Here is a 22,759-nt window from a genome sequence, read left to right as displayed (position 1 = left end):
CCAACGACCGAGACCGGCAGCACGCCGGCTCCCCAAGGCGATGCCTCGGCCACCGACGCATCCGAAGCCCGCATGATTCGGATCTTCGACACCACGCTGCGTGACGGCGAACAATCGCCCGGCGCCAGCATGAACTTGGCCGAGAAGCTGGAGGTTGCACAGCTGCTAGAGGCGATGGGCGTGGACATCATCGAGGCCGGTTTTCCGATCGCTTCGCCCGGCGACTTCGAAGCGGTCCAAAAGATCGCTTCGGCCATCCACCATTCGACGATCTGCGGACTAGCCCGCTGTGCGGACAAGGACATCGACGCTGCGTGGGAAGCCGTCAAAGGGGCTCGCCAATCACGCATCCACGTATTCTTGGCGACCAGTGCGATTCACCGCGAATTCAAACTTCGCATGTCGACCGATGAAATTGTCGAGCGTGCGGTGGCCGGCGTCAAACGAGCCAAAGGCTACTGTGACGACGTCGAGTTTTCCCCCGAGGATGCCTGCCGCACCGAGCATGATTTCCTGTGCCGCGTGGTCGAAGCCGCCATCGACGCCGGGGCGACCACCGTCAACATTCCCGACACCGTCGGTTATGCCACCCCCACGGAAATTTACGAACGATTCACGATGCTTCGCAATCGCGTGCCGAACATCGACAAGGCCGTGCTTAGCACCCACTGCCACGACGACCTGGGCATGGCGGTCGCCAACAGCTTGTCGGCCGTTGCCGCCGGGGCAGGGCAGATCGAATGCACGATCAACGGCATCGGCGAACGCGCGGGCAATGCGGCTCTTGAAGAAGTCGTGATGGCGATGAAGACGCGTCAGGACTATTTCCACTGCACCACTCGGATCGACAGCACGCGTTTGGTGCCCGCCAGCCGTTTGGTCAGCAAAACGACCGGGATCCAAGTGCAACGCAACAAGGCCATCGTCGGCCGCAACGCGTTTGCTCATGAATCCGGCATCCACCAAGACGGCATGCTGAAAGAACGCAGCACCTATGAAATCATGTCACCCGAAGACGTTGGATTTGCGAAGACCGACTTGGTCTTGGGCAAACACAGCGGACGGGCGGCGCTTGCCGACCGCGCCAAGATGCTGGGCTTCACTTTGACGGCCGAGCAATTGAATACCGTGTTCACGGAATTCAAAACGTTGGCCGACAAGAAGAAAGAAATCTACGACGGCGACATCGTCGCGCTGGTCCAACACCAGATCAGCGGCAGCGTCGACGCGCAGTGGACACTGGTCAATTACGTCGTCACCAGCGGCAAGGGACGCGGCCCGGTGGTCGAACTGACCCTTCGCAATGGCGATGAAGAATCGACCGAGAAGATCGAACAGGGTGACGGTCCAATCGACGCAGCCTTCTGGGCTGTCGAAAAGATCACTGGCGTCGAAGTCGTCTGCAAGGACTATCGCGTTCGCAGTGCAACGCTGGGACGTGACGCGATCGGCGAAGTCAATCTAGAAGTCGAACACAAAGGCCGCAGCTATCGCGGTGTCGGCGTCAGCACGGACACGGTCGAAAGCACGATCCTGGCCATGCTGAACGCGGTCAACCGGATCATCGCCGACAGCCCCAAACCGGCACAGGCTTAATCCCCCTCGGATCGCCCCTCGAATCGCCCCTCCGGCAAACCAACGGCATCGCATCGGATGATGTGGTGCCGCTGGCACGGGAAACGACAAGCAAGCAGCCAGCCGTCTTTCGGCTGGCGAGCCGCTATAAAAACTTAAACTCGAACTCGAACTTAAACTCGAACTTTCTTCCCACCGTAAAACCAAGGCCCACAAGTCAACCGCCCGATTGACATCACGCAGACTGGCACCAACGGTGGCCCGTCCAAGCGTGTTCCTGATGCGGAGAAAAAGTTCGAGTTCGAGTTCGAGTTCGAGTTCGAGTTCGAGTTCGAGTTCGAGTTCGAGTTCGAGTTCGGGTTCGAGCTGACCGCAGATGAAGCAAGTCACCAGCCGTCTTTCGGTGGGCGAACCGTTTGGGCGATCGCCCCGATCTTGGGTGTTCAAACCGAGGTTAGCGACTAAACCGCGAACGAGATCAGCTGGGCTTCTGTTCGTCGTCGTCTTTGATTTCCAACGTCGCGTTGGGGTCGGCGATCTCTTCGTCGTCGCCAACTGCGAAGGTCAATTCACCGGTCAATGGATCGGGCGTTAGTTTCAACGATTCATCGTCGGGATTGAACGATTCTTCGCCGCGAAGCTGTTTGATCTGCGGACCGTCTTCGACACTAGCCTGGGGCCCATCGTCGTCGGCAAACATATCACCCAGGTCCAACGGTTGGTCGTCCAGTTCGCTGGCGATGGATTCCGCATCCGGTGCGGTTCGCTGGGACGACGTGTCTCGCAATTCGACATCATCCACTTCGGCCGACTGGATCTCGTCTTCGCTTGGCAACGGATCCAGGTCCATCAACGGATTCAGGCTATCAACGATCGGATCCACTTCGGATGCATCGTCTTCGTCGATACGGATCGTTTCGTCGGCTTCACTGACGGTGGCGAAATCGGCTAGCCCGTCTTCGTCATCGTCATCATCGATCGCAACGGTTTCGCTGGATCCAGCGTCCGAGGGCAGGGCAGTCATCCGATCCGATTCACTGCTGGGTGATGTCGGTGAATCATTTCCCCCCAGAATCCCGGCTGCTCCGATCGCCGCGGCACCGGCGGAACCGATCGAACCTAGCGAGATTCCGGAATCATCATCGGTCCAGGTGTCCGCCAACGGATCGACCCGTTCGGGTTGTTTCGTCGGTCGCGGAAAAATCTCGTCGACGTTGTCTCGTAGCACGCGACGGCCCAGTGCGACCGCGCGCTCTTCGCTCCACCCACAGCTGCCAACAAAGTGGTCGGCCAACACGCCGGAGAGCACATGACGGTACATGTCGAACTTGGGCCAGACGAATTCCAATTTATAGGCGTCGCTGTAATAACCAATCTGCTTGGTTTGGGGGACGGCTTCCAATCGGGCAGCCGCATCGCGAGCGATGAACGACGGCGTATTGCTGTACCACCAGTGACCGTTGGTGATCACGTTGGGAAAGATCCATGCGTAACTGACCAATTCCTGGTTGGTGACGCTGGCCAAAACGGAGACGGGAAACTTGACATCGGGGAACGCATTGAACAGTTCCCGATACTGGATCAACGACACGCGGCTGTCGTACAGGTCTTGGCCCTGGTAGACGCCGTTGGCATAGACGCCACGATTCACGCCAATCATCAGATCGAAGGGCAGCCCGAATTCGTCACAGAGTTCCGCCAGCGTCCAAAACACGCGACGCGACAGCGCCTGTTTGTGCGAATCATCCGCCAGCACACCGCGGCGAAGGACTTGGTCCAGCGCGGTGGCCGCTCGCCCATCGCTGACCGGGGCGGGCTGGAAGGTTGGCGGCAACGAGATCGCACAAGCGCGCGCCCCGCGTGCGACAAAGTGCTGGAACCGCTGACGCAATGACGCCCGCAACGAAGCCAGCGACCCGTCCAATTCGATCCCCGAACAACCGGCCAAACGCTGGCGGACTTCGGGCTTGGCCAAGTGGAACACCAGATCGTCGGTGCGCAGGCAAGGGATGTAAGTGTCGGTGTCGAAGCCGGCCAAATCATCATCAAAATCGTTGGTCAAAAAGACCGCTTCGACGTTGCTTTGATCCAGCACCATCTGGGCCCAATCCGCCGATGCCATCTGGGTTTCGGCCGTGTCGTACAGCGATTCCCAATTCGACGCGTCGATCCGATCGCCATCGAACCCGAAGAACATCCGACAGATTTCGACCAACCATCGGTACTGGGCCGTATTTTCCAGCGGCGAGAGATTTTCGACCAATCGGCGAACCAGTTCACGCGGGCCGATCCCCGGTTCTTCGATCTGTTGCTTCGGCATCCCCGCCGAATGCGCCAGTTCGGTGTAATAGTGATAGCCCAACAGGTCTGCCAAAGTTGTCGAACCGGCCGCATGGGGATTGATGTGCGTGTGGGGGTCGATCAGTCGAATCGATGCAATCGCTTCGTAAATCGATTCGCGGATGGAGTCAGACATGGGCAATCGTGCAGAAAACGTCGGAGCGGGGATAGGGAGCCGGTTCAAGCGTCGCCAGAGACTGGCCGACACCAGTGTAAAGATACTCGGTCCGACATGCCGCAGTCAGCTTGCCCGGCCGATTGGGGGGATCGAAATCTGAGACAGCCTGGGTGCACCATCCCCCCGTCCAGCACGCATAACGGGCCGGTTGTAACGGCCAGCAAGCTTGAATGCGGTCAAAATCAGCCAAAAAAACTTGCCTGACGCTATTGTGGCTGCGCTACAATGGATGCGTTCACAGACCAGTGTCTTTTTTGAGGAGTCGCTTTAGCATCATGGCCGATGATCCATCGCGTCCAGGCCGCGACGCCCTGCCAGAGACTCCACCGACGTCGCCGCCCGCGATGGGACACTTCCGTCCGGAATTGGACAAGTCGCCCAGCCGGGACCAGCTTCCCGAACTGAACCAGTTGCCTGAATTGGACCGGCTGCCCGTACGGATCCAGCGGTCCGATCCGGTGCAGCCGTCTGATTTTGATCCTGAATCCGGCCTGGCCCCGGAAACGGCCTACGAAATCACGCTTCGCCGAGTCGACGTCGGCCGCCCCGGGTTGCCGGTGATCCCCGCAGGCCCCAAGCCGGTCGATCCGCCGCCCGTTTCCGAATCGTCGCGTCTGGCCCAAAATCCAGCGGCGATTGGCACCCCATCGGAAATCCATGCGGTCGCCCCGCCCAGCGGATCCAAACCCGCGAAACGCAAGAAGAATCGGAACCCTGACCCGTTAACTCAAAGCTTGGTGTTGTTGGCGACGATGGCGATGCTGTTGTTGGCGGCCCGTTTCGTGGTCCCACAGATCGTCGAAGAGATTCGTTACGCCTGGCACCGTGGAGAACTTCGTGCCGAATACGAATCGGGCACCGAGGGACTTCGCAATGTTTCGCTCGATACGCTTAGCGATGCCTACCAGATGGTGAATGCTGCGGTCGGCCCCAGCGTCGTCCACATCGACGTCCAGCGTCGGTTGCCGATCAAGGACGCCAACGTGGCATCGCTATTGGGACCTCGTTTGACGCCTTCCCCCGACCAGGGAAGCGGGGTTGTGGTGGATGCGGCCGGCTATGTTTTGACCAACCGCCATGTGATCGCCGACGGCGAGGACATCACGGTCACACTTAGCGACGGGCGGCGCGTATCGGCGGTCGTCGCGGGCACCGATCCGTTGACCGACTTGGCTCTGCTGAAGATCGATTCGGATCGCCTGATCCCGATCGTGTGGGGCGACAGCGACCGTTGCCGTGTCGGTTCGCCGGTCTGGGCCGTTGGCAGCCCGTTTGGTCTGGACCGTACCGTCACGTTTGGCATTTTGAGTGGCAAACACCGGATGGTTCGAGCCAGCACTCAGTATCAAGACTTCATGCAAAGCGATGTCGCGGTCAATCCAGGCAACAGCGGCGGCCCTTTGGTGGATGCACGCGGCACCCTGGTTGGCATCAACACGGCGATCGTCGGCGACACTTACCAGGGCGTCAGTTTTTCGATCCCCAGCAACGTCGTCAAACAGGTTTACCATCGGCTGCGTGACTTTGGTCGGGTGGAACGCGGCTTTCTAGGCGTCTTGTTGGGCGAAGTGCCCGACGAACAGCTGACCGGGGACAACGCCCGGATTCGTGGTGCCATGATCACCCAGGTTCCCGCCCTGGATTCGCCAGCGGCAACCGCAGGGTTGGTTGCCGGCGACGTTATTTTGGCGGTCGACGGCCACCTGGCTCGCGACAAAACTCATTTGATGCAGCTGATCGGCCAGTCGGAATCCGGCACCCGTGTTTCGCTAAAGATCCACCGCGAAGGCGAACCGCTGGACATCGCCGTCGTGCTGGGCATGCGTCCAGAGATGCTGGATCGTCATTGACGATCGCCGGTGAGAGATGGGCGGATGAAACTTCGCCGATCGAGTCTTGCTGATTCCAATTCGCCCGATCAAATTTCGCAGATTGCATTTCGATCCGGGCAAATCCGTCTGACTTGCCCGTTGAAAAGCGGCAGCTAAGAATTGGCGAATTAGGATAGCGGATCGGCCTCTGTGCAGCCGTCCTCCCGTTCGACCGGTACTTTCCCCCTTCATTGGCCTCATGGATGCTTCGGCGCCCCATCCGCACACCGTCTCTGGCGGTTCCACCGAACGATCGGCATCCGATTGGGTGGCGACGGGGTTGGTCAGTACCAAGTCGTTTTCGATCGCGTGTTTGATCACAACGATCGCGGCAACGTTGTTCAACACGGTCGACATCAATGGATTCTACGAATCGGGCGATGACCACCTGGGCGTGGATGGCCCGGTCCTGATCAAGCTGGTGATCGCGTTGGCCGCCGGCCTAATCGGCGTCGCTGGCACGATCTGCAGCCGGCAAGTTCGCCAGACACTGATGACGTTCCCCGGTTTGCTGTTGGTGGCGATTTCCGTTGTCTTCTTGTTGACGTCGGCGGTCGCTTTCAAAGAGGTGGCCACCACATCGCGGGTCGCAGCGGTGATCAACATGGGCTACGTCTGCTTTGTCCCAACGGTCATCGTGGTGTTGGGCATGCGTCGATTTGTGATCGCCTGTTTGTGCGGTCTGGTGATCAATGCGTTGGCGAATTGGGGGCTGTACTTGCTGATGCCCCAGTACGGGATTTTTTCAGAAGAACTTGGCCAGGAAACGTTTGTTTTGCGAATGGGCGGGTTAGGTCACCCCAACGCGATCGGACGAACCGGAGTCTTAGCCGGACTGCTTAGCCTGGCACTGCTGCAATCCTCGGGCAGCGAACATCAGGCGGGCAAGACACAGCGGCCGATGAATTCAACGCGTCCAAACGATCGGCAGTTTGGGGCGACGGCCCAGCCATGGCGGCGGTTGCTGTGGATGTCGATCATCGTCCTAGCGGTCGCGACGGCCATCGCCGCATTCAGCCGCAGTGCCGTTTTAGCGGGGCTGGTTGCCGCTGGCATGCTGTTGATCGACAAATTGATGACGCGTGTCGGAATCGCATCCTTGCTGGCCGTCATCGCGATCGCAATGGCGGGGTTGATCGTTGTCGAATTGGCCAGCGGAAAGGCATTTCGCGGAGACTCGCTGACATCGATGGTGACCAAGACGGGCGATATCGAAGAACTGACATCGGCAACGGGTCGGACCGCGATTTGGGCCGAAGCGGTGCGTCTGATCGCCCAGCGGCCGCTGCAGGGGTGGGGGCTGAACAGCACCCCGAAACTGATGCAGGATTTTTCCATGCACACTCACAACCTGGTGCTGCACGCGACGTTTTCGGGCGGACTGATTGCCGGATTGTTGGTGTTGGCGCTGTTGGGATGGAACCTGGTATTTGGGCTGCTTAGCCCGCTGCCGCTGATCCGAGCGATCTCTGGTTATGTGCTGATTTCGGCGATCTTCGAGGACACCGTGCTGGACACTTTCGCATCGCCTTCGACACTGCTGTGGTTTGCGGTCCTGATTTACCCCGCAACCGGCCAACAATGGCTACCCGGCCGCAGGAAAGCCCCGTTTGATTCCGAATCGGACATCGAAAGCAATGCCCTACCACCGTATACTGGTTTTCAGCGACCAGATCCTTCGGGCCCTTCGTTGCCGGTTTCCGATGACGATCCCCAATGACGCTGGGAACTCCAGCCAACGGGTGGCATCGGGTCTCTGGTAGCACTGAGACTCTGGTGCTTTCCCGCAAGAGAACACTTGTGACCGCGAGTGCGGCATCTAAATTGGACTTCTGGGTTTCCCCTAACCGAAGTCACAATCAAGACGAACCACTCGATACCCTGCGTCGATCCATCTCCGCTTGATTCGAAAGCCCGCAGGACTTTCGAAACCAACGAATCCATTGGGCCAGCCAGCAAAGTTTTGACAGCCGATGAGTCACGCACGCCGCTAGCCCCGCCAATTTCAACTGCCTTTCTTTCACCCGCGAGTAACCTTTCATGCATTTGCCCGACCTGACAAAGCCACTGAAAACTTTTCGTTCCACAGCCATGACGACCGTAGCCTTGGCCGGATCGTTGTTGGTCGGATCGGCATCGGTTCAAGCTGAAACCTCGGACACCAAAGCAGCGGGCAACAAGGTTGGCATCTCGGCAACCAAGCCGGCCGAAGGGCCATCGGTCAAAGTCGACGAGGGCTACATGGTCCCGTACAGCCTGACGATTCCCGGCACCGACGTGACCATCGACATGGTCCCTGTGCCCGGTGGAACGTACATGATGGGCAGCCCCGAAGACGAATCCGATCGCGGTGACGACGAAGGTCCTCAGGTCGAAGTCGTGGTCGATCCAATCTGGGTTGCCAAGACCGAAACAACCTGGGCCCAGTACAAAGAGTTCATGCGACTGTACGCGATCTTCAAGAGTTTCGAAGCCGACGGCAAACGTGTGGTGGACGACTCCAACGTGGTCGATGCGATCACCGCGCCCACCGAACTGTACGAACCCAGCTTCACGTTCGAATACGGTGAAGATCCACAGCAAGCAGCGGTCACGATGACCCAATATTCGGCTCAGCAGTTCACCAAGTGGCTGACCGGAGTCACCGGCACTCAGTATCGTTTGCCCACCGAAGCCGAATGGGAATACGCTTGCCGTGCGGGATCCAAGACGGCCTTCAGTTGGGGTGACAGCGCCGACGACATCGACGATTACGCCTGGTACTTTGACAACGCCGATTCGGGACAGATGCCGGTTGGAACCAAGAAACCCAACGCATTTGGCCTGCACGACATGCATGGCAACGTTGCTGAGATCACCGTCAACTCGCACACCGAAGACTACACGCCGTTCAAAAAGAGCGAACCTATCAACGCAACCGATGTCGTGAAGTGGGGCGAGACCGCCTCCGGCGTGGTCGTTCGCGGCGGCAGCTGGGAAGGCGATCCAGAAATGCTTCGCAGTGCCGCTCGCTTGGTTAGCGATGACGAAGCCTGGAAAGAGGAAGACCCGAACTTTCCCAAGAGCCCCTGGTGGTACACCAGCGACCCGGCTCGTGGCGTCGGCTTTCGTTTGTTCCGCAGCTATCGTCCGCTCAGCGCCGAAGCGATCCGTAAGTTCCAAAGCGCCAGCGCCGAGGACGTCCTTAGCGACGTCGAATCGCGAATCCTTGGCGGTCGCGGCGGATACGGCTTGGTTGACCCAAGCCTGCCCGAAGCGATGAAAGACCAACAGTAGAAGATCAACAGTAGTAGGCCGCCGGGAGCCCGAGGCTCAGAGCCTTGGGCGGCTATCCCTTTTTACATGACACCTGAAACCTGAAACCATTCGTTTTTTCTGTGTACGAAACCATTGCTTTGGTCGGCGCTACGGGCGCCGTCGGTCGGATTGTTCTTGAACAACTCGTGGAACGCAAATTCCCCTACAAGCGACTGAAATTGTTGGCATCCGAGCGATCGGTGGGCAAGGAAGTACGCGTTGGCGACGAAACGATCAAAATCGAATTGCTGGAACCCAACGCGTTCAAGCATGTCGACCTGGTCATTGCCAGCACGCCGGACGAAGTGTCGGCCGAATTCGCAGCCTGGGCTGTCGAAGCCGGTGCGGTCGTCGTCGACGAAAGCGCTTTCTGGCGGATGGACGACAAGGTGCCGTTGGTCGTGCCCGAAGTGAACCCCGACGCGGTCGACCACCACTCGGGGATCATCGCCAGCCCGAACTGCAGCACCACACAGATGGTCGTTGCACTGGCCCCACTGCACAAAGCAGCCCGCGTCAAACGAGTCGTGGTTAGCACCTATCAAGCCACCAGTGGCGCAGGCATCGCCGGCAACGAGGAACTGAAGGACAGCGTCCGTGATTCGCTGTCGGGCAAAGTCCATCCGGCCAAGGTGTTCCAACACCCCATCGCGTTCAACCTGATCCCGCAAATCGGATCGCGAAAGTACGAGGGGTACACCAGCGAAGAGATGAAGATGGTCTACGAGACTCGCAAGATTTTCGGCGATGACGACATCCAAATCTGCCCAACATGCGTCCGTGTCCCCGTCATGATCGGTCACAGCGAATCGATTTTGGTGGAAACCGAGCGGCCACTGACGGCTGCCGAAGCGACCGAACTGTTTCGAGCTGCCGATGGCGTCACCGTCGTCGATGACCTGGACGCGATGCAGTATCCGATGCCGCGTGACTGCGATGGCAAAGATGACGTTTTCGTCGGCCGAATTCGCAAAGACATCAGCGGTTCCGGCGGCATCGCATTTTGGTGCGTCAGCGACAACTTGCGAAAAGGCGCGGCTACCAATGCCGTCCAAATCGCCGAATTGCTAGTCCGCAAAGCAGCCGCGGTATCAAGCTAACGCGGTTGCAAAAGAACGCGGACAATGCCGATCAATCGGCAGCGAATGTCGCCAAGACTTTCGCTTACGCCGACGCACGGCCGACACGCTTGGCAGGCTGTTGATTGAGTCGAACCTTTAGCGGCAATGATGAACAGCTGGCGGTGAGGCAACGGGTGGGGGATTTCCCGGCCGCTCACGCGTCGCGGCTCACTCAATCGGCAGACGCTTGGCGAGTTTCGCGGCGCAGGGATATTTTTTTTCACGCAGGATCAGACGACTGACTGGAACCTACAAACTGACGATCGCCTATGACGGCGGATCTTTTGCGGGGTGGCAGGTCCAATCAGATCGCAAGACCGTTCAAGAGTGCTTGCAGAATGCGATTGCAAAAATCGCAGGCCAACGATGCAACGTCGTTGGCAGCGGGCGAACCGACGCAGGCGTGCATGCGATTGCGCAAGTCGCCAGCGTGCGGATCCCCACCTGGTCGCATTCCCCCCAAACACTCGCTCGTGCGATCAACGTTCATTTGCCCGATACCATCGTGGTGACGCAGGCCCAAACCGCTGTCGATGGATTCCACGCGATCCGCGACGCCACCGGAAAACGCTACCGATACCAACTGCAGGTGGGCGGGCCGCGGGACGTTTTCCAATACCGATATCGATGGCACCTGCACACGGCGATCGATGTCGAAGCGATGCGCACGGCGGCTCGGCGGATGGTGGGCGAGCACGACTTTGCCAGTTTCCAGGCGTCCGGATCGGATCGTAAAACGACGGTCCGTGATGTCCGAGCATGTGACGTGATCATCCAAGATTCGCCGGGGATCGAATCACCAGGGATCGACTCACCAGAGATCGATGACCGCGAAACGCCCGATGCCCAGGTCTACGGCGGTCGCCCCGAGCAGCCCGCACTGAACCTTGCCATCGAAGTCGAAGCGAACGGATTTCTTTACAACATGGTCCGCAATATCGTGGGCACGTTGGTGGCGGTGGGCCGCGGAAAGTATCCGCCCGAGTGGGTAGCCGATGTGTTCGCGGCACTGGACCGCAGCGCTGCCGGCCAGACCGCGCCGGCACACGGGTTGTTCCTGCTGAATGTCGATTATCCGTCATCGATCCTGACCGATTGGCATCCCACCGCAAGCCATCCAAGCTAGCCAAGCTAGCCACCCAGCAAACCGGCAAACCGGCGGGCAGCTTAGCCTCTTGGACGACCGAGACCGGACGGGGGGATGGCAGATTAGAAAGCCTGCGAATTCTCTGCGGCCTGAACCGTTCCACCGCTCCGGTAAATCGCCTCGCGAAACACATTATTTTGGGAGGTTGGGTTCAGCCCGTTTCGGGCGTCCGACTATACTTGCGTCAGCATGACCCCCCCCGCAATCAGTCCCGAGACGCTGGCCGCAGAGAACCTGCAGCCCGAGCGCGAGGAATCGACCGCCACACCGGCTGCCGATGGAGGCTACTTTACGCCACGATCCAGCGGCGAATCCGACACGCCCGGGCAGGGATACCGACGCCACGCGTCCCAGTTCGTGTCGACCACGGGCATCGCCTTCGCGATCGTCGGGTTGCAGTTGGGGCAGGGGATTCTGCTTGCCCGCTTGCTGGGTCCCGAAGGTCGCGGTGAGTACGCCGCGGCGATGTTGTACGTCCAACTGCTGTTGTATGTGGGGCTGTTCGGTGGCATCGAAGCGGTGTGCCGACGAGCCACCGAAGCCGTCTCGAACTCGGCCGAAGGTCGCTATCGCCTGCGACGGGCCGCACTGTGGCTAGGGATCACCACCGGTACGATCACCATGTTGATCGCGATCGCGCTGAACCTGCTGGCGTTGCCCGGTGACAAACGATATTTGATTCCCGTGGCAACCTTGTGTTCGCTCAGCATCCTTGGCCAGCATGCCATGCTGATCATGACCGCGGTGGATCGCGGTGCGGGGGAATTCGGCAGGTACAACGTGCGTCGATTGATTGCCGCGGCAGCGTTCCCATGCCTGTTGTTGATCGCGGCAATGGTCACCACGATTGACGTCCACTTGGCCGCCTGGATGTTCGTGGCTTCATCCGGCATTTCGATGGTAGCCTGCCTGATTGGTTTACCCCAACCGTTTCGCGGCCCCTCCCGTCCAACGGTCCGAACACTTGCCAAAGAGAGCCGTCCCTATGGGGTGTCGATGTTGGCGACGGACCTGTTCGAACGATTGGATTTGCTGTTGGTGCTATGGCTGGCGCCGATGATCGAACAAGGCTTCTACGCCGCGATGGTCCCTGCGGTGTATCCATTGACGGTGATCCCCAACACGCTGGGCATGTTCCTGTTCAACGCAGGAGCCAATTCGGACAAGCGGTTAGGCACCAGCGACATCCATCGAATTCTAGGATCATCGGTGGCCGTCCAGGTGGCCAGCACGATCGCGTTCATGCTGTTGATCGGCCCGTTGGTCAGACTGTTCTATGGGGATGCGTTCGAACCAGCGATCATTTTTGCACTCTGGCTAGCACCGGTTTCTGCCATCAAAGGGATCCTGCAGGGACTGGACAGTTATCTGAAGGGCCGTGGGCGCCCATTGGCGCCGATCCGAGCTCGTTTCTTGGCCATCGGGGTGATGTTCGCCGCCACTTGGGGGCTATTTGACACCTATGGAACACTGTCGATTGCCATCGCAGCTTTGGCCGGGCAACTTGTTTGTTTCGTTTGGTTGACTAGCATCGTGTATTCTGACGTACACCAGTCTGACTGATGCGTCGGATTCATCGTTGCCCCGCAAGAACGAAGGCGTCGCGGCGCATTGATCGCGTTTCAGTATCCTCTTCAGCCGATCCGTCACAACGACTCCATGAAACCCTCAGCGACGGTCGCCCCTGAAGATTTGCACGTTGTCTTTCTGGTCAACTTTGTCGCTCCCAATTTGATCGCCGTCTGTCAAGAAATGTCGCAGCGGGTAGGGCGGTTCACGATCCTGTCGTCGGTTGCGATGGAATCCAACCGCGACTGGCAAACCGACTGGAGCGACCTGGATGTTCGAGTCCAGAAAACGTGGACCATCACACGGCATCCAACGCACCCCAGCGGGTACCGCGAAGTCAACTATATCCATGTGCCGCTAGACACCATCGGCCAGCTGCGCCGCTTGAACCCCGACGCGATCGTGTCTTTGGAATTGGGTGCTCGCACCGCTTGGTCGTCGCTGTACAGCCGATGGCATCGCAACTGTGCACACGTAACGGCGGTGTATGCATCGGAGCGTAGCGAGAGCGGTCGTGGTCGACTGCGACATTGGCTTCGCCGTCGACTGTTGCGACGCACCGATTGGGTCACCTACAACGGCCCCAGTTGCCGTCGTCTGGTTCGATCACTCGGTGCCGACCCCGCGCGGTTGTCGCCATGGGACTATGCCGCCGATCCGCACAAACCATTCCGCGGTGATCGCACGCCGCACGTCGACCGCACGTCGATTCGCATGCTGAGTGTCGGACAACTGAGCGAGCGGAAAGGGGTGATGCAGGCGATGGACCAACTATCGGATTGGGCCGCGGCCAACCCCGACATTTCGGTCACTTGGAATCTGGTGGGCGATGGCCCGTTGAAGTCCGACATCGAATCTCGTCCAACGGCAGCAAACCTGACGCTGGTCATGCACGGCCACTGCGCACCCGAACAGATTGCCGAACACTATCGCAGCAACGACGTGATGTTGTTCCCCACGCTGGCCGACGAATGGGGGTTGGTGGTCGACGAATCGTTGATGTCGGGATTGCCGGTGATCGGCAGCTGTCACAGCCAAGCGGTCAACACGTTGCTGCGTGACGGCGAACAGGGGTTCCAATACGATCCGGAATCACCGGGTTCGCTAGCGATGGCTTTGGATCGCATGTTGGCGATGCCGGATGCGGCCTACCAACAGATGCCGATCGCGGCTCGCGCCACGGGATCCGCTCGCACACCGATGGCATCTGCCGATCAATTGGTGGACGCCGTCTGTCATGCGATCGCGGCGCAGCGGGGTCATCCGATCGACCTGCAATCAGCAAGTCACCACCCATCGCAGGCGGGCAATGATTCAGGTCCGGTTTCATCGACGGGAAGCCAATCGACCCAAGCGATGATGGCGTCTCAAGCGGCTGCGGTAACCAAAGCGACGGTGACCGGGCCATGACAACATCCATCGCACCGACGGCCCACGCTGACCATCAGGCTAGAACCTCGCCGCTAAGGGTGGCGGTTTACCTTGCGGATCAAAATCCGCATCGCGACCGCAGCCTCGGCATCACGTCGATGACGCGGACGTTGATGGATGAATTTGCGGGCCGCGACGACCTGGCGATGACCCAGGTGATCAGCCGCAGTTCGTACGCCCACCCTGAACCGTCGATCCAGTCACGCAAGATTCCATTTCGCACCGACCAAACGCTTGGCCGCGTAATGGCGGATGCGTTTCACCCCTGGTTGGCGCGTCCCGAAGTCGACCTGTGGTACTACCCCAAGGGCTATGTATCGAACTGGTCCACCCCGCATCGTCCATCGATTGGCACGATGCATGACACCATCGTCCAGCACTACGCCGACCATTACCCCGAAACGCGAAGCCCGCGAGCGTTCCGATATTGGATTGAACTGACCAAGCGAAGCCTGCGTCAATTGTCCTACGTGATGACCATCTCGGATCATGCCGCCGACCAACTGCGACAATTCTGCCAACGGCATGACATCACACCGCCACCGATCGAAGTCACCTACGAAGGCAGTTCCTGGGAAAGCCTGCGAGGGCATCGTAATGCCAAAGACGACTGCGTGACCCACTTAGCATCGCCCGCCCCTCATAAAGGCACCAACCGCTTGCTAACGTTTTGGCACACACTGCAGCAACGCGGCCATGATTTACCGCGACTGGAACTGATCGGAAAGTTAGACAACGCGGGTCAACAAATCCTGGCATCACTTCGGGGCGTCACGCAGTATCCACCAAAATCGATGACGGAATTGCAAGCCGCAGTGGGCCGATCGACCGCGCTGTTGCTGCCCAGCGAAATCGAGGGGTTTGGGCTTCCAGCGTTGGAAGCCTACTATGTGGGCACACCGACGTGTTACGTTCGCGGGACATCCGTTGGCGAGGTTGTCGGCGAACAGGGCAGGGCAGGGGAGTTCGATCTTGAAGACGTCGACGACTTTGCAGCAGCACTAGCGTGGGCACTATCGGTCAATTCGGCCACCGTCACGTCGATCAGTGATGAAATGCATAGCCGATTTTCCAACACGATCATCGCCAATCGAGTGATCGACGCCTTTCATCGTGCTGCGAACCGTTAACGCACGTCCCTTGATGAAATCATCCGTTCCCATGGGACCACGAAATGGAATTCACGCCCACCGACGAACCGCCACGCCCCACACTGTGGCTGTTGATCGATGGATACAACGTGCTAGCCCCAACGGCACCACCGCGTCGGCCGGATGCCCACTGGTTGCACCAGGAAAGAATGCGATTGGTCAGCCGGCTAAGCAAACATCTGGATGCCGCTACACGGGCTAGAACTTGCGTCGTTTTTGACGCAGCCAACCCGCCCCGCGATCGCCCCCATCGATTCATCATCCACGAAATCGAAATCATCTTTGCCGTCGACTATCCGGAGGCTGACGACCTGTTGGAAGAACTGATCGCAGCCCACTCGGCGCCCAAGTCGTTGGCGGTCGTTTCATCGGACCAACGCGTGCAGACCGCCGCGAAACGTCGCGGCAGCCTGGCGCTGGATTCACAGGAATGGTTGGATGACCTGCTGGATCAACACGTCCACCTAGCGGTCCAGCGGGAAGTGGACGAACCACCGCCCGCGACGGATCGCAAGCCTGACGAATTGGACGAAGCCGATGTCGCCGACTGGATGCGAGAATTCGGCTTCGACGACTAGGCCCTGCACGACGCCTAGGCCCTGCACGGCGGTCAGATCATTCCACCGGACGCCGTTGCTGGTTGGCTCGACGCCCCAGGTTCCCGTACCGGTGATAGTCGTGCGAAATCGATTGCTCGTCCAAGTAACGCAGACATTCGATCGCGGCGCAGGATAGCACCGGTTCCGAAATGACCGTCACGAAGTGTTCGCAACAAGCCGCCAACGAACCCGAACCGGGAACGGATGGCGTCAAACGACGCAGCCGAGTGACATCCCCCGCAGCGATCCGATCAGCCAGATCCGAATCCGTTTCGTCGATCGGATCGACCAAACCGGGCACCGCGTCGGCCGCCGCATCCAGCCACTCGATCCATTCATCGGGCACCTTCGGGTCGATCGACAACGTGACCGGAGTCTGAACCGAAACCGCGGCAATCACGGCTGATAGCAAGTCGCTTTGCGAATCGCCAGCTTCCACACGGATCGTCAAACCTTTGACCGAAAGATATCGACGAAGATTGTCTTGGCCGAGCAGTCGGACGGTGTCGTGACTGCCCGAGAATTCGACCTGCATGGCGCGAGAACATTCGTCGACCATTTGCATCAGCGACCGACGAAGTTCGTCGTCGATTCCCGTCCCCGACAATTCACCAACCCAACGCGTTAGAGCATCGGTCGGCTTCGATCCCAGCGTCGAGGGGGCCACCGTGGTGGACACCGAATCGGTCGACGGCGTGGTTTGACCTGAATCGGTGATTCGCATCAGCGCCAACACATAGTGCGGCCCCCCGGCTTTGACTCCCGGACCATACGCACTAAGCCCCACGCCGCCGAATGGTTGCCGCAGCACAATCGCCCCGGTCGTGGATCGGTTGATGTACAGGTTGCCTGCGTGAATCGATTGTTTCCACAATTCGATTTCGCGGTCATCCAGACTTTCCAGCCCGCTGGTCAATCCGTACCCGGTCGACCGGACAATTTCGATCGCCTCCTCTAGCCGACTGAACGGCATCACACCCAACACCGGACCGAACAGTTCGGTCAGGTGCGAGAAACTTCCTGGTGCGACATTCCATTTGACGCCGGGGCGATACAGATTGGGCTGGCCGACGATATGTTCGGGAGCCACCAACCAAGTTTCGTCGTCTTCCAGAGTCTTCATTCCGCGAGTCAGCGTCTTGCCGGGCGGAGCGATCAACGGGCCCATCTTGGTTTCCAGATCCCAAGCCGAACCCACCGGCAAACTCTCGACCGCATCGGCCAACAGCGATTGAAATTTCGGATCGTCGAACACCTCTTGTTCCAACAACAGCAGCGATGTCGCACTGCATTTTTGACCAGCGTGTCCAAACGCCGACTGGACAACGTGCTTGACCGCCAAATCACGATCGGCCATCGCCGTCACGATGGTTGCATTCTTCCCGCCGGTTTCAGCCAACAAGTGCAAATCCGGTCGCACTGCCAACATCCGTTTGGCCGTCGATGTTCCCCCGGTCAAGATCACCGTTTCGACGCGGCCGTCTTTGACCAGTCCCGATTCAGCGACCTCGTCCTCGCAGGGAAGCATTTGCAACGCATCACGCGGGACGCCAGCGTCCCAGAACGCGTCGCATACCATCGCTGCGACCCAAACGGTTTCGGATGCGGGTTTCAGGATCACGGTGTTGCCACACGCCAACGCCGCCGCGATTCCGCCTGCCGGAATCGCCAACGGGAAATTCCAAGGGGTGATCACCGCCACGACACCGCGCGAACAGATATCAACGCCGGCTTGCTGGGCCCAATGATTGACCGTCAGCGGATAGAACTCGCAAAAGTCGATCGCTTCGCTGATTTCGGGATCGGCTTCTGGAATCGTTTTCCCGCCTTCGGCGACCATCGCGCCGATCATATCACCACGCCGCTGCCGCATTCGCTGGGCCGCCCCGCGAAGCACTTCATGGCGATGTTCCAGCGACGTGTCTTTCCACGGATTGCTGTCGGACGCGGCAATCGAAACGGCCTGCTGCACCTGATCCAAACTGGCCATCGGGTAACGGCAAACCACGCATCCAGGCCGCGATGGGTCCGTCGATTCACGCATCTGGTCAGGCTCGGGCGTGACCTGTTGATCCCCCACCCACAAGGGAACCACCGTCGCCTGATCACCGCACTGATCTTTCCATTTTTGCAACGTCTGTTCCGCCCAAACCGAATTGGCGGGAACGGACCAGTCGGTATCCGGTTCGTTGACGTACAACGACCAGTGTTCGGCAACCGGCGGCTGCTCCGGTGCATCCTTTCGTTCGACATTCCGGCGTGGCGCCGACGATACCGAATCGATCATCGCATACGATTGCCGGAAATCATCCGCCAAACGTTTGAATTCGGGGCTGCCCGGTTTCAACCGATACGAGTGACGCAAGAAATTCTGAGGTCCGGTGTTTTCGTCCAATCGCCGAATCAGGTACCCGATCGCATTCAGAAATTCATCCTGCCGACATGCCGGTGCATACAGCAATAGATTCTCGACATGGTCTCCGATCGCCCGGCGTTGGTGATTGGCCATCCCTTCCAACATTTCGATCTGAATTGCGTCGGTATGAACCAAATCGCCAGCCCAAATCAATCCCAGTGCGACATCGAATAAATTGTGGGATGCCAAGCCGATGTGGACGATGCCCGATCGTGCCGCAGCGACCAAGTCGCGAAGCATGCGTTTGTAGTTCGCGTCGGTTTCCACCTTTGACATGTAGGGGGATTGTCGGTGGCCGCCGATGGAAGATTCCACGCGTTCCATTTCCAGGTTGGCGCCTTTGACCAACCGAATCGTCAGTCCGGTGCAACCATCGGCAACTCGCTTGGTCGACCACTCGATCAAGCGCTGCATCACGGGATAGGAATCAGGCACATAGGCCTGCAGCGCGATACCAGCGCGAGTTTGTTCCAGTCCGGGGCGGTCCAGCGTCTGGCACAGCACATCGGCGGTCAGGTACAGATCGCGATATTCTTCCATGTCCAGATAGATGAACTTGCTGTTGCCCGTCGACGGATCGATTTCGCGATCCGCGGTTCGATACAACGTTTCCAATCGGTCGGAAACTTTGTCAATCGTGTGCTGGCGTGCCAGCGACGACACTTGACTGTCCATGGTCGATATCTTCACCGACATGCATCGGACATCATCCAAACGCAGCGCTTCGGTGTAGCGTCGCATTCGGTTTCGGACCTCGTCTTCGCCCAGCACGGCTTCGCCCAACAGGTTGACGTTCATACCGACGCCGTGGCTTTGCCGGTTGCGAAGGTGCTGGGTCAACAGTTCCGGTTCGGCCGGCAAGATCACGTTCGCGGTTTCGCGGCGCATCTTTTCTTTGACTAGCGGGACCGCCACGCCGGGCAGATATTCCCCGAACGACTGGAACCCACGCAGCATCGCCTGTTCGACGGGACTGAAGAACCGCGGGATCCCCTGGACATCCAACAGGTGGGTCAGCTGGTCGGCGACGCGAGCCGGGGAATAGGTCCGAAAAGCTTGGTCGGTCATTTCGACCATGGTGGCTTTGTCCGTCTGGTGCTTGACCATTCGGTCCAATTCGGCCTGTTGGCGGCGTTCTTGCGGAGTCTGCAGTTCGGCAGCCCGCTCTAGCAGGTCCGCGGCAAGTTGGATCGCTCGATCCACGTCAGATCGGTCAGAACCGTCGTCGGCATCGCGATTGGCGTCAATCTGACCCCCGTCACCGTCGTTAAGAAGCATTTAGCGGCTCGCTTGAAGTTGGTGCGGATCGCAACCTTCCGCACCATTGTCGGAAGGCATAGAATCCGATGTCAAAAGCATTCCTCGGTCAGGCTGGCTGTCATTCCGGCCCGTTTGGCTTGCTTGATCCCATGATACCCTTCGTTATAGGAAACTCAGATACGATGAGCGCCACAGCGACCGCAGAGCGGGTTTTCAACTTTTCGGCTGGTCCGGCCGCTTTGCCGCTGCCAGTGTTGCAGGAGGTCCAGGACGAACTGTTGTGTTATCCCGGTGCCGGGGCCTCTGTCATGGAACTGAGCCACCGTGGCAAAGTCTTCATCGACATCATGGAACAAGCCGAAGCGTCGATTCGATCGCTGCTGAATATTTCGGACGATTACGCCGTTTTGATGCTGCAGGGCGGGGCAGCCCTACAGTTTTCGATGATCCCGGCCAACCTGCTTCGCGATAGCGGCAAATCGGCGCAGTACCTGCTGACCGGTGCCTGGGGCAAAAAGGCGATTGGCGAAGCCAAAAAAGAAGGCACCGTCGATATCGCCTATTCGGCTGCGGAATCAAACTTTGACCGTGTCCCCACCGCGGGCGACTATCAAACCGATGATAACGCGGCGTACCTTTATTACTGCAGCAACGAAACGATCCAGGGAGTTCAGTTCCAATCCGAACCCCAAACCGGGGCCGATGTCCCGCTGATCAGCGACGCTTCGAGCGACTTTCTGTCGCGTCCGCTGGATATCAACAAATACGGATTGTTGTACGCCTGTGCTCAAAAGAACGCTGGCCCGGCCGGCGTGACGGTCGTGATCATCCGCCGCGATCTGCTGGAACGCGGCAGCGAATCGCTGCCTGGGTACTTGAACTACAAGAACCACGCTAGCAATGGATCCATGTGGAACACGCCTCCCACATTCCCGATCTACGTGCTGGGGAAAGTCGCCAAATGGTTGCAAAACGACATTGGCGGACTGGAAACGATGGAAGCCCAGAACCGGGCCAAATCGGCATTGCTGTACGGCACGATCGACAAGCATCCCGAATTTTATCTCGGGCATGCCCAAACCGATTGCCGATCGATGATGAACGTGACCTTCAATTTGCCAAACGAAGAACTGCTAGGTCAATTCGTCGCCGAAGCCAGCAAACAAAATCTGCAGAACCTAAAGGGTCACCGCAGTGTCGGTGGCATTCGGGCCAGCATCTACAACGCGATGCCGCACGAAGGTGCCCAAGCCCTCGCTTCGTTCATGGATGATTTCGCCAACAAAAACGGCTAAGCCCGCGGTCCTTTGAAGCAATCGAGCTTCGAAGGACTTGGGCTTTCTGTTTCGTGACTTCGGTCGGGCAGGGGAGGGCAGCCTTCACCCCCGGCCGAACCTCTATTCCCTTTCTTTCGCATTTCCGCCAAACGCCACTAGCCGTCCATGCACAAGATTCTGACGCTGAACAACATCTCTCCCCTGGGCCTTCAACGCTTGCCTCGTGAACAGTACGAGATCGGCTCGGAAATTAGCGACCCGGACGGCATTCTGCTGCGTTCGTTCAAAATGCACGATATGGAAATCCCCGAATCGGTGGCCGCGATCGGTCGCGCGGGAGCCGGGGTCAACAATATCCCGGTCGAAGCGATGACCAGCCGCGGCGTCCCCGTGTTCAACGCACCGGGTGCAAACGCCAATGCTGTCAAAGAACTGGTTCTGGCTGGTTTGTTGATGGCATCGCGGAATATCCATGGTGCCATGCGTTTCGCTGCCGACGTCGAGGGTGACGATGCAGCGATTTCGGTCGCAGTCGAAGCGGGCAAGAAGAACTTTGTCGGATCCGAACTGCCGTCGAAGACATTGGGCGTGATCGGCCTGGGTGCGATCGGCGTTCGCGTCGCCAACGCGGCACTGTCGCTGGGCATGAAAGTCGTCGGATACGATCCGTTGATTTCGGTGCAAAGCGCTTGGCAACTGTCCAGTGGCGTCGAAAAGGCTGTCAGCCTGGACCACCTGTTTTCGCAATGCGACGCCATCACGGTCCACGTACCGCTGATCGACGCCACACGCGGCATCGTCAACGCCGAACGATTGAAGATGATGCCCAAGGGCGGAATCATCGTAAACCTGGCTCGCGGCGGCATCTGCGACGATGCGGCGGTTCTGGCGTCGTTGGATTCAGGCCACTCCCATTGCTACGTCGCCGACTTCCCGACCGCAGCGCTCCTGAAGCACCCCAAGGTATTGGCGTTCCCTCACCTGGGTGCCTCGACCAACGAAGCCGAAGAAAACTGTGCGATGATGGTCGCCGATAGCGTTCGCGAATTCCTAGAAGACGGCACGGTGACCAATTCGGTCAATTTCCCCGAGGCCCACATGCCGCGGACCAGCGGCCATCGGATCACGATCGCCAACGCGAACGTCCCGAACATGGTCGGCCAGATTTCGACATTGCTTGCAAATGCCGGACAGAACATCGCCGACTTGTTGAACAAGTCGCGCGGCGACATTGCCTATACCATCGTCGACCTGGACGCTGAAATCAGCGACGAAACGATCGCAGCAATCCGCAGCATCAAGGGCGTGCTATCGGTTCGACATCTGCGAGCGACGGCGTAGCGAATCGCCGCGTTTCAGATGATCCCAACCGACCAACGGCAGGGGGGCTGCAGTGCTTCCCAGCCTAGTGGCGTCGGTGCATTGTTGACCACCGCTCCGCAGCGGGGACACCTTGCCGAACGAATTGCCCAGGCACTATCCTCATAAAACTTTGACACTTTGCGTCGCTCGACGCGAAGACAATCA

The 22,759-nt window shown here is 58.9% G+C and carries 14 protein-coding genes; 12 read left to right on the top strand and 2 right to left on the bottom strand.

Going from position 1 to position 22,759, the window contains the following annotated elements:
• The first annotated feature begins 72 nt into the window (after nucleotides 1–72).
• On the top strand, nucleotides 73–1,596 hold the full coding sequence (locus K227x_RS04350; protein ID WP_246146826.1) for a 2-isopropylmalate synthase: 1,524 nt from the start codon (nucleotides 73–75) through the stop codon (nucleotides 1,594–1,596).
• A 457-nt stretch (nucleotides 1,597–2,053) separates the two neighbouring features.
• Here the strand turns inward: K227x_RS04350 and K227x_RS04345 are convergent, their stop codons facing one another.
• Nucleotides 2,054–4,051 carry a glucuronate isomerase gene (locus tag K227x_RS04345; RefSeq protein WP_145168235.1) on the bottom strand — a complete coding sequence of 666 codons (1,998 nt, stop codon included), beginning with the start codon at nucleotides 4,049–4,051 and terminating at the stop codon, nucleotides 2,054–2,056.
• Between the two features lie 317 nt (nucleotides 4,052–4,368).
• Here K227x_RS04345 and K227x_RS04340 point away from each other — a divergent pair, with 317 nt between their 5' ends.
• The 9 genes from K227x_RS04340 to K227x_RS04300 all read left to right on the top strand — a co-directional run bounded on the left by K227x_RS04340 (nucleotide 4,369) and on the right by K227x_RS04300 (nucleotide 16,258).
• Nucleotides 4,369–5,943, top strand: coding sequence for a S1C family serine protease (locus K227x_RS04340; RefSeq protein WP_246146500.1), 1,575 nt, complete (start codon nucleotides 4,369–4,371; stop codon nucleotides 5,941–5,943).
• A gap of 220 nt (nucleotides 5,944–6,163) precedes the next feature.
• Nucleotides 6,164–7,684, top strand: a complete 1,521-nt coding sequence (locus tag K227x_RS04335) for an O-antigen ligase family protein (protein ID WP_145168234.1) — start codon at nucleotides 6,164–6,166, stop codon at nucleotides 7,682–7,684.
• 371 nt (nucleotides 7,685–8,055) lie between these two features.
• Nucleotides 8,056–9,240 carry a formylglycine-generating enzyme family protein gene (locus K227x_RS04330; RefSeq protein WP_246146499.1) on the top strand — a complete coding sequence of 395 codons (1,185 nt, stop codon included), beginning with the start codon at nucleotides 8,056–8,058 and terminating at the stop codon, nucleotides 9,238–9,240.
• 101 nt (nucleotides 9,241–9,341) lie between these two features.
• Nucleotides 9,342–10,361, top strand: coding sequence for an aspartate-semialdehyde dehydrogenase (locus K227x_RS04325; RefSeq protein ID WP_145168232.1), 1,020 nt, complete (start codon nucleotides 9,342–9,344; stop codon nucleotides 10,359–10,361).
• A gap of 208 nt (nucleotides 10,362–10,569) precedes the next feature.
• The gene (locus K227x_RS04320) at nucleotides 10,570–11,508 is read left to right on the top strand and encodes a tRNA pseudouridine synthase A (RefSeq protein ID WP_218933766.1); all 939 of its coding nucleotides are present in this window, start codon (nucleotides 10,570–10,572) and stop codon (nucleotides 11,506–11,508) included.
• Nucleotides 11,509–11,718: 210 nt separating this feature from the next.
• Nucleotides 11,719–13,092 carry a lipopolysaccharide biosynthesis protein gene (locus K227x_RS04315; RefSeq protein ID WP_145168230.1) on the top strand — a complete coding sequence of 458 codons (1,374 nt, stop codon included), beginning with the start codon at nucleotides 11,719–11,721 and terminating at the stop codon, nucleotides 13,090–13,092.
• A 96-nt stretch (nucleotides 13,093–13,188) separates the two neighbouring features.
• Entirely contained in the window at nucleotides 13,189–14,508 is a 1,320-nt protein-coding gene (locus K227x_RS04310) for a glycosyltransferase family 4 protein (RefSeq protein WP_145168229.1), read from the top strand.
• Complete coding sequence (locus K227x_RS04305) at nucleotides 14,505–15,659, top strand: glycosyltransferase (RefSeq protein WP_145168228.1); 1,155 nt, start codon at nucleotides 14,505–14,507, stop codon at nucleotides 15,657–15,659. The genes K227x_RS04310 and K227x_RS04305 overlap by 4 nt, the downstream gene beginning before the upstream one ends.
• A gap of 44 nt (nucleotides 15,660–15,703) precedes the next feature.
• The gene (locus K227x_RS04300) at nucleotides 15,704–16,258 is read left to right on the top strand and encodes an NYN domain-containing protein (protein ID WP_145168227.1); all 555 of its coding nucleotides are present in this window, start codon (nucleotides 15,704–15,706) and stop codon (nucleotides 16,256–16,258) included.
• Nucleotides 16,259–16,295: 37 nt separating this feature from the next.
• Here K227x_RS04300 and K227x_RS04295 read toward each other — a convergent pair whose 3' ends face one another.
• Nucleotides 16,296–19,973 carry a proline dehydrogenase family protein gene (locus K227x_RS04295; protein WP_145168226.1) on the bottom strand — a complete coding sequence of 1,226 codons (3,678 nt, stop codon included), beginning with the start codon at nucleotides 19,971–19,973 and terminating at the stop codon, nucleotides 16,296–16,298.
• Between the two features lie 164 nt (nucleotides 19,974–20,137).
• Between K227x_RS04295 and serC the strand changes: the two genes are divergently transcribed.
• Complete coding sequence (serC, locus tag K227x_RS04290) at nucleotides 20,138–21,250, top strand: 3-phosphoserine/phosphohydroxythreonine transaminase (RefSeq protein WP_145168225.1); 1,113 nt, start codon at nucleotides 20,138–20,140, stop codon at nucleotides 21,248–21,250.
• Nucleotides 21,251–21,397: 147 nt separating this feature from the next.
• On the top strand, nucleotides 21,398–22,573 hold the full coding sequence (locus K227x_RS04285; protein ID WP_145168224.1) for a phosphoglycerate dehydrogenase: 1,176 nt from the start codon (nucleotides 21,398–21,400) through the stop codon (nucleotides 22,571–22,573).
• The last annotated feature ends 186 nt before the right edge of the window (nucleotides 22,574–22,759 follow it).

It is taken from the genome of Rubripirellula lacrimiformis, assembly GCF_007741535.1.
GTDB lineage: Bacteria > Planctomycetota > Planctomycetia > Pirellulales > Pirellulaceae > Rubripirellula > Rubripirellula lacrimiformis.
The sequence above is the reverse complement of the archived record's forward strand: the minus strand, read 5'-3'. Positions and strand labels throughout refer to the sequence as shown.

Excerpts from the sequence above, each read along its gene's own strand:
- K227x_RS04350 (WP_246146826.1), top strand. The coding sequence starts at position 73 with ATGATTCGGATCTTCGACACCACGCTGCGTGACGGCGAACAATCGCCC.
- K227x_RS04345 (WP_145168235.1), bottom strand. The coding sequence starts at position 4,051 with ATGTCTGACTCCATCCGCGAATCGATTTACGAAGCGATTGCATCGATT.
- K227x_RS04340 (WP_246146500.1), top strand. The coding sequence starts at position 4,369 with ATGGCCGATGATCCATCGCGTCCAGGCCGCGACGCCCTGCCAGAGACT.
- K227x_RS04335 (WP_145168234.1), top strand. The coding sequence starts at position 6,164 with ATGGATGCTTCGGCGCCCCATCCGCACACCGTCTCTGGCGGTTCCACC.
- K227x_RS04330 (WP_246146499.1), top strand. The coding sequence starts at position 8,056 with ATGACGACCGTAGCCTTGGCCGGATCGTTGTTGGTCGGATCGGCATCG.
- K227x_RS04315 (WP_145168230.1), top strand. The coding sequence starts at position 11,719 with ATGACCCCCCCCGCAATCAGTCCCGAGACGCTGGCCGCAGAGAACCTG.
- K227x_RS04310 (WP_145168229.1), top strand. The coding sequence starts at position 13,189 with ATGAAACCCTCAGCGACGGTCGCCCCTGAAGATTTGCACGTTGTCTTT.
- K227x_RS04305 (WP_145168228.1), top strand. The coding sequence starts at position 14,505 with ATGACAACATCCATCGCACCGACGGCCCACGCTGACCATCAGGCTAGA.
- K227x_RS04300 (WP_145168227.1), top strand. The coding sequence starts at position 15,704 with ATGGAATTCACGCCCACCGACGAACCGCCACGCCCCACACTGTGGCTG.
- K227x_RS04295 (WP_145168226.1), bottom strand. The coding sequence starts at position 19,973 with ATGCTTCTTAACGACGGTGACGGGGGTCAGATTGACGCCAATCGCGAT.
- serC (WP_145168225.1), top strand. The coding sequence starts at position 20,138 with ATGAGCGCCACAGCGACCGCAGAGCGGGTTTTCAACTTTTCGGCTGGT.
- K227x_RS04285 (WP_145168224.1), top strand. The coding sequence starts at position 21,398 with ATGCACAAGATTCTGACGCTGAACAACATCTCTCCCCTGGGCCTTCAA.